Here is a 14977-nt window from a genome sequence, read left to right as displayed (position 1 = left end):
ATGGTATAATACGAATATTCAGAATAAAAGATTGTGTTTCTTTTATTCGAAACAATTTGAATTTTTGGGGGTGTTGACTTTGAAGGCTACCGAATCAAATACGTCCATCTTAAAGTCCGTACAAAATGGACTGCGTCTCTTACGGTTATTTTCAAAGGAAAAGCCTGTATGGGGAATTACTGACATGGCAACCACTTTACAGCTTAACAAAAGTACAGTTAGCCGATTAGTCGCTGATTTAGTCGCTGAAGGTTATGTACAAAAGACTAAAAATAAATACAAGCTAGGTTTATCATTGCTTTGTCTAAGTGGTGTCATTACATCAAACTTGGAAATGCACCGTGAAGCAAAAGATCCATTACAGGAGCTCGTCAACAAAGTAGCTGAAACCGCTCATCTTTCCATTCTAGAAGGCTCCGCAATAACGTATCTACACAAAGTAGAATGCAAGCATCCAGTGCGTCTTTTATCCCATATCGGCAAACAAAACCCTGCCTTTTGTACAAGTTCAGGCAAGGTGCTGCTTGCTTATCATTCAAAAGAGACGATTCAATCAGTTATAAAGTCAGGCTTACCGAAAATGGGCCCGAATAGTCAAACAGATCCACAAGCATTGCTTAAGGAACTCCATACGATTCGTGAAACTGGATATTCCATTTGTATAGAAGAATTGCACGAGGATGTTGTTAGCATCGCAGCACCGATCCGAGATTATACAGGAGAAGTTATTTCCGCAGTGAGCGTCGTTGGCCCCCTACAACGTATTACAAGAGAAAAGATTCCTTTTTTTGTGCAAGAAATTGTACATACTGCAGCCATCATTTCTACAAAGCTAGGCTATAGCTCTACACTTATGCCAATGAAAGGTGGAGATTATGAATGAGGTATCCGGCCATAAGCCAACATTCTGTTTCATCCATGAGAAATGCACTTCGACTATTGAAGTTATTTACGCTCGATGAAGCAGAATTATCAGTTAGTGAATTAGCTAAAAAGTTAGAAGTGGGTTTAAGCACCGCTCACCGTTTAACGAGTACACTTGTTCATGAAGGTTTTCTCGTTAAAGATCCACTTACAAAAAATTATCGACTCAGCTCTTCAATTTTAGCAATGGGTCACACGATTCTATCACAAATTGACCTCTGCCATTTTTCTACTCCCATATTAGAAAGACTTACAAAGGAGACTGGAGAGACTTCGCATCTTTCCATTTTAAAAGAAAACCAAGTTATCTATTTACAAAAGATTGATAGCTTGCACCCCGTTCATTTGCTTTCCCATGCTGGTAGGCAAAATCATGCCCATTGTACAAGTTCAGGTCAAATCATCCTCGCCTTTCAAAGCGATGAGGAAATTGAAAGAGTTATTAAGATGGGCTTGATTCCTTACACATCAAAGACGATTACTTCCCCTGCACGTTTTAAACAAAGGCTACGAGAAATGAAAGAAATGGGGTATTCGTTAAGTGAAGAAGAACTTCATTACGGTGTCAGCTCCATTTCTGCTCCAGTAAAAAATGCTCTAGGAACCGTTGTTGCCTCTGTTAGCATTGCCGGTCCTATCACTCGTATTAATCAACAAAAAACAGACCAACTCATCAAATCTGTAAAAAAGGCTGCTGAAGAAATGAGTAAACAGATGATGACAAAAAATCGAAGATAATACGAAATAGCTGTCTATTAACATTAAAGGAAGGGGTGTGAGCAAAAGCTTATTTGCTTCCTCATCCTGTTATCAAGCTCAGCCTCTTCAACAAAGCCTTCATAAGCAGGCTTTTCTCTATTAAAATCTTAGCGGCAACAAGCTGGAAAGGTTGACTAGAAAACGTTATTTGTTTTCAAGCGACATTGAGCCGTTGCCTCTAGTAGCTAAACACCTTTGACATGTTATACTTTCTTATCCCAAAAGAAAAGCTGTCTACAAAAGGTCTTGTTGCTTCCCTTTTGAGACAGCCGTAATTATGATTAAAATGCAAAGCTTCGATATTTGGTTTGCACCGACACCCACTTCGTAACCGTAAACTCCTCTACAACCCAAGGGTTTCCAAATCGTCCTAATCCACTTGCTTTGTTTCCTCCAAATGGAATATAAGGAGCATCATTAACGGTTTGATCGTTAATATGAGTCATCCCTGCATCCACTTCTAATGCGAGCTTTTCTCCTCGCTCAAGATCATTCGTGAAAATCGCCGAGCTTAAACCGTGCTGTGTATCGTTAGCAATTTCGATCGCTTCTTCATCTGACTCTGCTTTTATGATGGTAGCAATCGGTGCAAATAGTTCACTTTGTGCAAGCTTGCTTGAATTGTTTACATTGGTAAATACAAACGGAGTTAAAATGTTTCCTTCACGCTTTCCTTCCAGTGCAACCGTGGCCCCTTCACGCTTTGCTTCTTCAATAAAATTCAACGCTTTTTCCATCTGCCTGTCATTCACCAAGGGACCAATCACCGTTTTTGGATCGCTCGTATCACCGTATGGCAGGGCTTTTGCTTTTTCAACGAACTTATCGACAAATTCATCATGCTTGTCCTTGTGAACAATGATACGGTTAATGATCATACATATTTGACCTTGATGAATGAATTTACCGAAAATCGCTGCATCCACTGCTCGGTCTACATCTGCATCCGATAAGACGATGAATGGGCTGTTTCCACCGAGTTCCAGTGCAACCCGCTTTAGCTGTTTTCCAGCAATTTCACCAATGCGTCGACCAACTTGCGTAGAACCTGTAAAGCTAATTAACTTAGAATGAGGGTTTGTTAGCATCTCTTCCCCAATTTCTTCAATGTCCGTTAAAAGAACATTCAGCACTCCTTTTGGAAGACCAGCCTCTTCAAAGGCTTTTGCAATAATCGATCCACCGCTCAAACCAACTTGAATATCCGGCTTATGAACGACACTATTCCCTAAGGCAATCGCTGGTGCAATCGTTCTCATTGATAGATTCATCGGGAAATTAAATGGTGAAATCGAAGCAATGACGCCAAGGGGTAAACGGTGAATATGATTCAGCTTGCCTTCCACATGACCTGGCACTTCCCGTACTTGGTAGATTTCATCGGCATACTTAATCGATTCCTCCAAAAACTCAAGCGTTAGATGCAATTCAACGTTTGCTTTTAATACCGTGCCCCCCGTTTCACGACCAATCACATTCACTATTTCTTCACGGTTCGCTTTTAAATACTCTGCCGCTTTATGCAAGACTTCTCTGCGCTCTTCAACAGAGCTTTTGGCCCATTTTTTTTGCGCTTCCTTTGCCACTTCAAAGGACTCTTTTAGTTGCTTTGACGTTGCCAAGCGAACAGACGTTATTGGCGTGTTATCATACGGGTTTAAAATATCATAGGACCGTTCACTCGCACCTTCTGTCCATTCACCATTGATAAAGCTTTTGTTTAAATTTTCAAAACCAACCATGTGTGAGCCACCCTTTCTATTTTAAAAATGATTGCTACCATGTTACTAGACCTACTCTATCCATTCGGTAAACGCTTACAAATAACGATAACGAAATTTTTCTTTTAATTAAACTTGTTCATTCTTTTATGTGAAAATAATACCAAATAATTTGTATTTATGAGATATTTTGATCACCCCATGCTAAAAAAGCTACAAAAACATGCTCATATTCATCGTTGTAATGACTGCCTGATCTGGAATGATGGTCCGAGAGATGATTTTCCATTCCCCGTTCATTTTTTTGACAATATCATTTCGTTGTCCAAACATCTCTTCAATATCAGTCGTTGAACCACGGCTTCGTTTATATAGAAAGTAGCTTCGTACGTTATATTTATCAGCTTCATCACTCGCTTTTATCACAACATTTGAAATAAAATGACGCTGCCTTGTCGCTGGATTTTCAACCCAAGCTGACTTCGTATACAAACGATTCACTCTTGTTCTTAATGATGCTTTGCTTTCTTCATAAAAAGCGGAATCTACTGAAATATTATTGACATCGACCCCTTCTAGCGTCTCACGTAATGGCATTTTGTATAGAACATTATCAGAAAATAGTTCAAGCCATTCCTTATACATCCGATTATCTAGAAAGTATGCTTCTTCATATAAAAGATTTGCAATTTGCTCTTTAATGTCATAAGGAATGTTCGCAGATACGTCTAAGCTCATTTGCTTCCCTCCTTAACTGGCAGATCCTTCGTAAGCAACTCAAGCCAATGCTCATGCATTCTTCTTGATAATGCGTCAATATACGTGGTTGGATAAGCGATACCAGGGCCTGGGAAATCTTTATCTTGCTCCACATGACTAAAACCCATTAAATAGTTGCTTACATTATTGTAATTAAGCTCTTTATCACGCATCATTGTTGCACCGCTAACTTCCACAATTCGTGCCCAAGTTTCTGTATCATCCTGCTCCAACGTACCTGTTGGACCAAATGAGCCAAGATAGCCCCTATACGCATCAACCTTGTACTCTTCAGGTGCATCTTTATCAATCATAAACCAACACCACACTTCGACTTTATCAGGTCCTAATGGTCTCCATACTCTAAAGTTCAAGTAGTTATGTAGATGCCCCTCTGTTCCATGAATAGGACTGACAAATGAAAGATTCGGATAAACACCACCAACAAACACAGTCACTCTTTCCAAAATATCTGCTTGTTCAGGTGACAAATTTCGTTGGAACATCGGCCACATCGACTCTGGCATTCCTTGAAATGCAGCGCGTGACCGACCTGTTTTTGATGTAATGACATTAATACCATGTGCATTTTTCATAACTACTTGATGTCCATAACCCGCATAAAGCGGATCTTCTGGACTAATTCCCATCTCAACGGTTGAGCGATGAGTTGTTTGAACATGATAAGGATCTGCGGCAAAATTTTCTGCTGTAGCTTTCCAATTTGCTTTTGCAACCCAACGTTGCGGAAGTCCAATTACTTCCATTCCATTATCACTTCTACCTAACATTAAATCAAAATACCATTTCATTTCCCCTAAATAGTCTTCTAACGGCTCAACGTCAGGATCTAAGCAACCAAAAATCATCCCACGGTAGCTTGCTAGTTTCGGAATTGGACGAAGGCCCCATTCATCTTTGCACATCTCTTCGCCATAGACTTTATTTCCTGCCACAATGCCGATTAATTTCCCATCAAGACTGTAGCTCCAGCCATGATAAGGACATGTAAACGTTTTCTTTTTTCCGCGGTCAGCAGTGCATAGTTGGGTACCTCGATGCGTACAGGAATTTAAATACGCCTTTATTTCTCCTTCATTATCCTTAACAAGCAAGATTGGATCGTTAACCATCCAACGAGTGACATAACTTCCAGCTTCCTTCAGTTCTGTTTCATGCCCTAAAAACTGCCACGTTTTTGCAAACACTTTTTCCTTTTCCAATTGATAGATGTCAGGATCGGTTAGAACCCATTGAGGAAGTAGCCCTTCTGCCATTTTTTCCTTCAACTGCTGAACAAGATTTTCATCAATCGTTCTTCTTATCATCGAAGACAGACCTCCTTAATTCATGGTTAAACAAGGCTGTACTGCAAAACACCGGATGATCCCATACCACTCAATTCGTATAATGAACTGACAAACTGTATAATGAATTGATAATTTAAATATATTAAAATATTTCCAATTTGTCAATATTAAAAGAATATTCACTTAATTTTTTGGAGCATTTCAGATAATTAAAATAAGGAAGAAATTCCCTTCATTGAGAAATCTCTTCCTTAGCCATTCTGTTGATTCCCTAATCTTTTCACTTTTTATCAAACACTGGTTACGCTTTACCTGGAGGTTTGCCCCATTCTTACGGAAATGTCTGAAGCCGCCTTTGTAATTAATTGAATTAAATACGCCCGATTTTCTCCTTCTGTTTTAAAGCTAGGTCCTGATATCCCGATGGACGCAATCACTTTATTTTTGTCACTAAAAATCGGTGCAGAAATAGCCGTGTAGCCAAAGAATGTTTCATCCTCATCTATATAATGGCCATTCTTACGTATTTCTCGAAGTCGAAGTAGAAATTTCTTATGATCTGTCAAAGTTTTTGGCGTAAGTGGCTCAAGAGGCCATCGTTCAAGTAAATTTTGTACAAACTCCTCCTCCATATAAGCCAATAAGACTATTCCAAGTGCACCATTATGTAAAATACGCCTCCTCCCTACAAAATTATTCGGTTGCAGGCCTTCGTCACTGTCGAATCGAAGTAGATATTGAATCGTTTCCCCTTGAGGCTGGGCAAGAATAACAGAATGACCTGTTACTTCATGTAAGTGTAGCAAGTAAGGCTCTGCTTCTCGGCGAATATCTAAATTTTCAAGTACAATTCCCCCATACTCTAATGCCTTTGTTCCTAGACGATATTTGTTTGTCATTTGATCATATTGAATGACATTATTTCGTTCCATTGTCCAAAGAAGGCGATACGTTGTGGTTTTTGCTAGCTTAGTCTTTTCCATAATTTCATCAATTGAAAGCACAGGCTTTTCAAAACTAAAGCAATTTAAAATTTGAATCGCCCGTTCTACTGAACGAATCGGGTCTAAATTAAGTTCTCTCATCTCATCACCAGCTTTTAATAAATTAACGAAGAATTACACTCTTTAAAAAAACGAAACTTTCAATCTATTACGTTTCTATTTTAACAAAAACAGCCTCCTTGATGTGATTTCAAGGAGGTTTTTCTAAATAAAATCTACTGATTCCCAAAAAGTGAACATCGTCACTGAATCAAGCTAGGTAGATATGTAACGATTCCTGGAAAAATAACTAAAACAACCGTAAAGCCTATCATGACAAGGACCATTGGCATAACTGCCCTAAAGATTTTTTCGATCGGTACATGTTTTATAACCCCACTTATGATAAAAACACTTAGTCCAAGAGGCGGGGTTAGAACACCAATGTTTAAAACCATAACGATAATGATCCCAAACCAAAGACCATCAAAACCTAATTGCACTATTAACGGGTAAACAATCGGTAAGGTGAGTACCATAATCGCAATCCCTTCTAAAAACATGCCTAAAATTAAATAAACAAGCAAGATCATCGCCAAAATTAAATAGGGGGAAACATCTAAAGAACCAACTGCAGATGTTAACCTCATTGGAATTTGACTTAATGCTAAAAAGCGACCAAAAATTGAGGCACCGATTAAGATTAGAAAGATCATTACCGAAAGTCGAATTGTATCATCCAATGATGAAAGCAACTTTGCCCACGTTAGCTTTCGCGTAAATAGCGTAAGAAGAAAGGCTCCCATTGCTCCAATCCCACCGGCTTCTGTTGGAGTAAAAACACCAAAATAAATCCCCCCAATACTTGCTATAAAAATGACGAGAAACGGCCAAACGCTTTGTAGTGATTTCATTCTATCACTCATTGACGAAACCTCTTGGGATCTTGGTGCTATCGATGGATTTAGTCGAACCTGTAAATTAATCGTTAGCATAAAAACCAGTGCAAGTAAAATACCAGGAATTAACCCTCCGATTAGTAAAGGTCCAATTGGTTCTTGAGTTAATGCTCCATACAATATTAAGATGACACTTGGAGGAATTAGAATCCCTAATGTTCCACCAGCTGCAACCGATGCCGTTGACAATGAGTATTTGTAATTGTATTTATCCATTTCTGGAATGGCAATCCTTGCGAGTGTTGCAGTTGTGGCGTTCGTCGAACCTGAAATAGCAGCGAAGATAGAGCTAGCACCAATTGTAGCAATTGCCAATCCGCCACGCAAATGTCCAATCCATTTATCAACCGCATTAAACAGATCTTGACCTAGTCCAGTATTCGACATGAACATTCCCATTAATATAAATAAAGGAATGACACTCAGACTATAATTGTTTGCAGTACCAAAGGCAGCCGTTCCCAACTGGGCTAGCCCAACACTCCAATCAGTTAACAATGAAACCCCGAGAAAGCCGACTAAAAATAAAGATAGACCAACTGATACATTTAAAAGCATTAAGACCAATAATAAAACAATACCTAAAACGCCAATTAACTCAGGACTCATTTTTTTGCACCACCTTTAACACGGACTTAAACATACTAAGCAAGATTGTTAAAGCAAAAAACAAGACGCCGATCGAAGCTAATATTGCAAAGATATACATAGGTAACCCTAAATCACCGCTTGTCTGGTTGCTAAATCTTTTTGCATATTCAAATAACTGCCATGAGGTTAAAAACAATAGAACTAATACAATGAATGACATCAGGGCGTGTAAGAGATGCTGAACTTTCTCAGGAAATTTGCTCGTTAGAAAATCAATGGTAATATGTTCATTTTTTAACTGAGTCATCCCTAAGCTAAAAAAGACAATAATGACAAGCCCTAGTCCTGTTAATTCATATGCTCCTGTGATCGGTGTACCTAAGAAGTTCCGTCCAATGACGTCAACAGATGTCAAACACATGATTCCAAAAAGGATTAGCATTGATAACTTGTGTGTTACATTGTTAAGAAAATAAATGCCTATATCCAATTTATTCATTAAAGAAGACCCGTTGGGACCCTCAGACCCCAACGTGCTATCTTGCATCTCAACTTCTTTTTCTTCCGATTTCATTTTATCTCACCTCGAAGAAGGAACTTTGCTTGTATTTTTTTATTGCATTAATTCGATCGTTCGATCCAAAATCGCTTGACCGTCTACACCTTTTGCTTCCATTTTTTCAAGCCACTCATCTGTAACCCCTTGGGCTGCCTCTCTAAATTTCTCACGTTCAGCTTCATCTAGTTCAAAAAATTCAATTCCTGCTTCATTTGCCGTTTCGACCGCATCCTCTCGTTGTGTATCAAACGCAGCTCCTGCTCTCTCAGCCATTGGCAAACCAATCATCTCTTCAATAATTGCTTGGTCTTCTGCTGAAATTCGATCCCAACTACTATTGTTCATTACTACATAAAATAGAGCAGTATTAAAATTACCAATTGTTACGTAATCAACGACATCAAATAAATTAAAATCTGCTAGTGCAGCAACTGGAAGTACCCCCCCATCAATGACACCTTTTTGCATCGCATCATAGATTTCTGGTGCTGGCATGGATACAGGTGTTGCGCCCCATGATTCGATCATCTTTCCACCTTCGACAGACGGGGTACGTAATCTGAGCCCTCGCACATCCTCTATACTTTTTACTTGCTTCCCTTTTGTCACAATCGCATATGGATCTGCTGCATGGACCCACATTAGTTTGACATCGTCATATTCTGCTTGAATGACAGGAAATTCTTCATACAATTGTTGAGCGACAACGCTCAATTCAGCAGCGTTACCCTCTGCTAAAAACGGTAGCTGAAGAACAGAATGAACCTCCCATTTTCCAGTATTGTACCCTTGCAACCCCCAGCCTGAATCCATAATGCCTGTCACGATGTTATCAAATGTTTCCGCTGGCCCACCTAAAGCTCCACCAGGATAAAGTTGAAAACTAACCCGCCCTTCTGTTGCCTCTGCTACCTCTTCACTAAAGGGTCTCATCGCCATGGAATCTTGAACATGCTCGGTTGAATTCATGTGACCCATGCTAAATTCCAAAGCATCTGCAGGAGCAGCTGTTGCATCACTGTCCGCATCATTGGTACTAGAACCTGACTCTCCTGAAGCTCCTGAGTCTGTTGAACCTCCACAGGCAGAAACGATTACGATCAAAAAGACGAACAAACTTGCTAATGATAGTTTCCAGGTAAATTTTTTCATTTAGTCATCCCCCTAATATTTTGATTAAATGACACCCGCCTTACTTCCCCTCTCCAAAACAAACTAGCAAAAAATAAAGCGCTTACAATTCTATTAATAAGAATCGCCTCCCTCCTATTAACTCAGAGCGCTCAGTTCACTATACGGAATATCAATTCTAAATTTTTTCTATTTTCACAACAATGTTATTACGGTTGATCCATCCCACACAACTCTCTTGTTTCGCTATACGCAACAAATTGATTCAAATTTTTAGACAAAATTCCCTAATTTTCATTTTTTTATAAATAAGGCAAACGAAATAAGTAGTTAATAGGACCCGCCTCCATTCATTTATAATCACATTTCATTCGAATCGTATATTATGAATAATCAGAATAAAAGATTAAGTTTCTTTTATTCGATACATTTTTAATTTTTCCTCGTTTAATTCACTTAAGGAGTCATCTTTATTAAGTCAATACATGTTAAAATATATAAAATAAACATTTTTCTGAATTTTAGTTTCGATTAAAGGAGTGAGGAACGTTGGCTTTAGAAAAAGGAAAAGGCTTAAGTCAAGAAGATGTCATGGAGATGCTACATCACGCGGTAAAAAAAGCGAAGGAGCTTAACATTCATGTAAGTGTCGCGATCGTAGATGATGGTGGTAACCTTGCTGGCTTCATTAAAATGGACAAAGCAAAGCTCATACCTAGTCAAATTGCACAAAATAAAGCTTACACAGCCTTAGGATTTGGCCTTCCAACAGCTGATTGGTATGAAAAAATCAAAGACAATCCACCGTTATTACATGGTATCGTTCATACTGAGCGCATGACGATTTTTGGAGGGGGTCTGCCAATCATAATAAATGATGAGCTTGTCGGTGGGATCGGCGTATCTGGTGGAACTTCTGATCAAGATATAGAATGTGCTGAAGCCGCTTTATTAATTTTTCAGTAATATCCATTTTATTTTGTCATGCAACCCTACTTAGCTTGCTCGTAATAGTGAAACAAAAAAAGCTCAAGTCAAAGGCTAGTTTCACCAAGCCTTTGTCTTGAGCTTTCTCATCATACACTGCGATTTATTCAAACTTCGTTGCATCTCCATCAAATGGTTCATCGGCAACTTTAATTGATTCTGTCGGGCATCCCTCAAGTGCATCTTCCATATCATCGATTAATTCATCAGGGATTTCTGCAATCCCTTTATTATCATCGATCGTAACAAATGCAATTCCTTCATCATCGTAATCATAAATATCTGGAGCTGAAGCACCACAGGCACCGCAGGCAATGCATGTTTCTTGATCAACAATTGTATATTTTGCCATTTTCTAAATCTCCTCTCCCAGTTTAACGTTATTCTTTATTTTGCAGCTACAGCGGTTTTTGATAAATCCATTGATGTACTATGACCAGGCTGAAGCTTCGCATCTGGATCAAAATAAGATTTTGCATTATTTACAGCGGTAGGCGCTTCTCCAAAACCAACGGCAATTAATTTTACTTTGCCAGGATACGTACAAATATCACCCGCTGCATAAATGCCAGGAATATTCGTTTCCATTTTGGAATTGACAACAATGCTTCCTTTCTCAAGCTCAAGTCCCCATTCTTTAATCGGTCCAAGACTCGACACAAACCCAAAGTTGACAATTAAATCATCTAACTCTATCGTTTTTTCTTCGTTTGTCTTATTATTGGTAATAATAATTTGTTCAAGTCTATCCGTTCCGACTAACTCTTTAATTTGATATGGGGTGAGAATTTCAACCTTTGAATTTTTCAATTGCTCAACACTGTGTTCATGGGCGCGAAATTTATCACGGCGGTGTATAAGTGTAACTTTTTCAGCAATTGGCTCTAACATTAACGCCCAGTCAACAGCAGAATCCCCTCCACCATTTATGACAACTTTCTTCCCTGCAAATTTACTTAAGTCACTGACAAAGTAATGTAGGTTTATATTTTCATATTTACTAGCTAATTCATGCTCAAGACGCCTTGGTTCAAATGCTCCCACACCTGCTGTAATGATAATCGATTTTGAATAATGAATGCCTCGATCCGTTGTAATTTCAAACTTATCTGACTGCTTTTCCACATTTAATACACGTTCTTCAAGTGCAAGCGAAGGATTGAAATGTAGAGCTTGTTCTTTTAGCGAATTAACTAATTCCTGCGCTCGCACTTTAGGAAAACCCGCAATATCATAAATGTATTTTTCTGGATATAAAGCAGCTAGCTGACCACCTAATTGGGGCATGCTTTCAATAATTTTCACACTGCTTTGGCGCATTCCGCCATAAAAAGCTGTAAAAAGCCCAGTAGGTCCTCCGCCTACAACGGTAATATCATATACTTGTTCATCAATAAAACTCATTAAAATGCCTCCCTCAGTCTATTTATTAAAAATTCTAAATTATCCTTGATTATCATACAAGATCAACGTTCCTTCATAGGAAACATTTAGACAAAGAAAAAATTAACCGTTCCTAAGTTCCCTTTAAAAAATTAGATTTTGCTATTTTCCTATTAACTTTTTACAGATTTTATACTACAATTAAAATTCTGAATTGTATAATTAATTTATTTTATATATCATTTAAATAAACTCTATATCTATGTTTTGATAATCGATAAGCACTAGCTCTTGCTCAGGCACTAATCTATTACACAAACGAGTAAAATACAATTCAAGTAGCATAATCAAGTAATCAAAAGAAGAGGTGAAGATTGATGGTGAAAAGTAATACATTAATAGATGTAGAAGATCACGTAAAACGATTATTGAAAGAAGACGATGAATATGAGCTTTGTCCCTATGGTCTAACCTTAAATAACCGCAATTACTATTATGGGTATATTACGGAAAAAGGGTATTTTGTTATCGATGAGAACGGTTCCCTTGTCACAAAAAACGAGGCATTGCCCATTTTAAAAGATTTTGTTCAAACAGGGTCGATACTCACTGAAAGCTTGGAGCATTTTCAAAAATGTGTAACAAAACGCCCTCTTGCAGCCTTCGAAAAATTATCTTTTAATTTAGAAAAAATCAACAAAAAATACAGCACACCATTCAGAGGATTTGAAGATGATCTTATGAATATTAAGCATATGTTAACCGTCATTTTTGACGGACAAGAGCAATTAAAAGAAAAAATTACAGAACTACAAACCTTTAAGAAAGAAAAGATTCAAGAACGTCTATTTTTAGAGAAAGGCGATATTAACCAATTAACCCTACTAAATAGCGAGATGAATTGGATCTTGTACAAGCAAGCCCTTAGTCTAGATAATACGATGCACTCAATGAAAAAAATCCATGAATTCATTTCGAACGAATTTACGTTTGGAGAGAAATATTTAAATTTAACTGTGATGCCTTTTAATAAATTACTTGAACAATTTATCTCGCAGGAAACAGTTGAGCAAAACAGAGAATCGCTCAAAACGTTTGAAGAAAATCACAACGGAAAATATATTCAGTTTCCTGAAGGAGAAATCGGTTTCAGCTTGTTTGATAAAAATATAAATAAAAAATCAGAGGTGAATTTTGATACTTATTTCGCACCGAAATTAATTAATGACAGACTTCTTGCGTAGCCCACCAATTAAAAACACCTCCAAAATCGTTTAAATGACTCATACGATTTAGGGGGTGTTTTTACTTTGTCCCATTTTATTTGCTCTCGCTTAAAGTGAAACATTTATTGTCTTAATTTGCGTATAACTAAACATTTCTTCAATGCTATTTTCAACACCAATCCCACTTTCCTTGTAGCCTCCGAATGGTGTGCCTACATAACGTGCTGAGCTTTCATTTATCCATATATATCCAGATTCGATTTCATTTGCAAAACGATAAGCTTTTCGTATATCATTTGTCCAAATACTTGCCGTCAGTCCATATTCACTATCATTACAAAACGCCAATAACTCATCTTCACTGTCCCAACTTAAAACTGATATAACCGGACCAAAAACCTCTTCTTTCGCAATCTCCATCCCTTGAGTAACATTTTTAAAAATAGTAGGTGGATAGAAATAACCATTTTTATAGGGGCTAGCTACCACTCTCTCACCACCTAAAACGATTTCCGCCCCCTGCTCAATCGCTCGTTGGACGAACCCATGAACTTTCTCAAGGTGCTCATGTGAAATTAACGCACCCATTTTACAGGCAGGATCAAACGGTATACCCACTTCAATTTCTTTCACTCCCTCAATTAATTCAGACAAAAAACGATCAAAGATGGAGCTATGAACATAAATTCGAGCTGTTGAACCGCATGACTGTCCTTGACAGACATTAAAATTCATCCCTTTTATGGCAGAACGAACGACTTCTTTAATGTCCACATCAGGAAAAACAAGCATTGGATTTTTACCGCCTAATTCGAGTGAAACAACCTTCATTTGCTGAGCGGCTGATTGTAATACCTTTCTACCAGTAGAAATACCACCTGTAAATGCAATTCTTTTTATCTTTGGATGCTTTACTATCGATTCTCCTACAGCCATTCCCGTTCCCGTAACAATGTTCAATACACCTGGTGGTAACACTCTATTAGCCAGCTCACCAAAAATTAAAGGGGAAATGGGTGTCTGATCTGCTGGTTTTAAAATGACCGTATTACCAGCAGCTAGAGGAGCTGCAATTTTCCCAGCTGCAAACATAAGGGGGTGATTAAAAGGGATCATTCTAGCTACAACACCATAGGGCTCACGAATCGTAGCATTCATTACCGTTCCATTATAAGGTAAAGTATCTCCTTTCATTTCCATGGCTAGCCCTGCATAATACCGGATCTGACGAGCTGCTTTATAAATATCTTCTTTCATTGCAGTCACTGGATTGCCACTATCTATCGAATCAATGAACGCTAAATATTCAATTTCTTCTTCTAACAGATCAGCTAACTTTAGTAAAAGACGACTGCGCTGCATCGGAGGTGCTTTCTTCCACGATTGAAATGCGTCCAAGCCATTTTCAACAGCTAGTTCCACATCTTGGTTGTTACCAGAAGGGACTTTTGCTAATAATTGACCATCTCCAGGATAATATACATCCATCCATTCACCTGAGACACTCTCTACTTTTTCGCCTCCTATTAGCATAGGAAAATAGGTTTTCTCTCTAATTTGGTCTAACGTTATTTGTCCATTTACTATACCATTAGCCATTCAGACCGCCCCCGTTTTCGATGAAACATAATGATTTAATGTACTAGCTTTTACCTATAACAAACCCAATCATTTGCTTTTTTCAC

Annotated in this window: 14 protein-coding genes; 4 read left to right on the top strand and 10 right to left on the bottom strand. The window is 38.2% G+C overall.

The window, feature by feature from the left end; genetic code table 11:
• Positions 1–79: 79 nt before the first annotated feature.
• Both BLT_RS0109540 and BLT_RS0109535 read left to right on the top strand, forming a co-directional pair.
• Complete coding sequence (locus tag BLT_RS0109540) at positions 80–883, top strand: IclR family transcriptional regulator (RefSeq protein ID WP_017727566.1); 804 nt, start codon at positions 80–82, stop codon at positions 881–883.
• On the top strand, positions 880–1662 hold the full coding sequence (locus BLT_RS0109535) for an IclR family transcriptional regulator (protein WP_017727565.1): 783 nt from the start codon (positions 880–882) through the stop codon (positions 1660–1662). The genes BLT_RS0109540 and BLT_RS0109535 overlap by 4 nt, the downstream gene beginning before the upstream one ends.
• Positions 1663–1964: 302 nt before the next feature.
• Here the strand turns inward: BLT_RS0109535 and BLT_RS0109530 are convergent, their stop codons facing one another.
• From BLT_RS0109530 to BLT_RS0109500, 7 genes are all read right to left on the bottom strand, one after another.
• Positions 1965–3425 (bottom strand): aldehyde dehydrogenase family protein, encoded by a 1461-nt coding sequence (locus BLT_RS0109530; protein WP_017727564.1) that lies wholly within the window; start codon positions 3423–3425, stop codon positions 1965–1967.
• Positions 3426–3617: 192 nt separating this feature from the next.
• The gene (locus BLT_RS0109525; protein WP_017727563.1) at positions 3618–4142 is read right to left on the bottom strand and encodes an aromatic-ring-hydroxylating dioxygenase subunit beta; all 525 of its coding nucleotides are present in this window, start codon (positions 4140–4142) and stop codon (positions 3618–3620) included.
• Positions 4139–5491 (bottom strand): aromatic ring-hydroxylating oxygenase subunit alpha, encoded by a 1353-nt coding sequence (locus BLT_RS0109520; RefSeq protein WP_017727562.1) that lies wholly within the window; start codon positions 5489–5491, stop codon positions 4139–4141. The genes BLT_RS0109525 and BLT_RS0109520 overlap by 4 nt, the downstream gene beginning before the upstream one ends.
• 290 nt (positions 5492–5781) lie before the next feature.
• Positions 5782–6558, bottom strand: a complete 777-nt coding sequence (locus tag BLT_RS0109515) for an IclR family transcriptional regulator (RefSeq protein ID WP_017727561.1) — start codon at positions 6556–6558, stop codon at positions 5782–5784.
• A gap of 161 nt (positions 6559–6719) precedes the next feature.
• On the bottom strand, positions 6720–8024 hold the full coding sequence (locus BLT_RS0109510) for a TRAP transporter large permease (RefSeq protein ID WP_017727560.1): 1305 nt from the start codon (positions 8022–8024) through the stop codon (positions 6720–6722).
• Positions 8014–8580 carry a TRAP transporter small permease gene (locus tag BLT_RS0109505; protein WP_017727559.1) on the bottom strand — a complete coding sequence of 189 codons (567 nt, stop codon included), beginning with the start codon at positions 8578–8580 and terminating at the stop codon, positions 8014–8016. The genes BLT_RS0109510 and BLT_RS0109505 overlap by 11 nt, the downstream gene beginning before the upstream one ends.
• Before the next feature lie 39 nt (positions 8581–8619).
• Positions 8620–9717 (bottom strand): TRAP transporter substrate-binding protein, encoded by a 1098-nt coding sequence (locus BLT_RS0109500; protein WP_017727558.1) that lies wholly within the window; start codon positions 9715–9717, stop codon positions 8620–8622.
• Positions 9718–10245: 528 nt separating this feature from the next.
• Between BLT_RS0109500 and BLT_RS0109495 the strand changes: the two genes are divergently transcribed.
• Positions 10246–10662 (top strand): GlcG/HbpS family heme-binding protein, encoded by a 417-nt coding sequence (locus BLT_RS0109495; protein ID WP_017727557.1) that lies wholly within the window; start codon positions 10246–10248, stop codon positions 10660–10662.
• A 124-nt stretch (positions 10663–10786) separates the two neighbouring features.
• Here BLT_RS0109495 and BLT_RS0109490 read toward each other — a convergent pair whose 3' ends face one another.
• Both BLT_RS0109490 and BLT_RS0109485 read right to left on the bottom strand, forming a co-directional pair.
• Positions 10787–11035 carry a ferredoxin gene (locus BLT_RS0109490; protein WP_017727556.1) on the bottom strand — a complete coding sequence of 83 codons (249 nt, stop codon included), beginning with the start codon at positions 11033–11035 and terminating at the stop codon, positions 10787–10789.
• A gap of 35 nt (positions 11036–11070) precedes the next feature.
• Positions 11071–12087, bottom strand: coding sequence for an NAD(P)/FAD-dependent oxidoreductase (locus BLT_RS0109485; RefSeq protein WP_017727555.1), 1017 nt, complete (start codon positions 12085–12087; stop codon positions 11071–11073).
• A 356-nt stretch (positions 12088–12443) separates the two neighbouring features.
• Here BLT_RS0109485 and BLT_RS0109480 point away from each other — a divergent pair, with 356 nt between their 5' ends.
• A complete protein-coding gene (locus tag BLT_RS0109480; protein WP_017727554.1) occupies positions 12444–13310 on the top strand; it encodes a hypothetical protein in 867 nt (288 codons plus the stop codon).
• Between the two features lie 90 nt (positions 13311–13400).
• Here the strand turns inward: BLT_RS0109480 and BLT_RS0109475 are convergent, their stop codons facing one another.
• Positions 13401–14891 carry an aldehyde dehydrogenase family protein gene (locus BLT_RS0109475; RefSeq protein ID WP_017727553.1) on the bottom strand — a complete coding sequence of 497 codons (1491 nt, stop codon included), beginning with the start codon at positions 14889–14891 and terminating at the stop codon, positions 13401–13403.
• Between the last annotated feature and the right edge of the window lie 86 nt (positions 14892–14977).

Origin of the sequence: Halalkalibacterium ligniniphilum (assembly GCF_000334155.1) — a bacterium.
Taxonomy (GTDB): domain Bacteria; phylum Bacillota; class Bacilli; order Bacillales; family Bacillaceae_D; genus Halalkalibacterium; species Halalkalibacterium ligniniphilum.
This window is presented reverse-complemented; position numbering and strand designations above follow the sequence as displayed.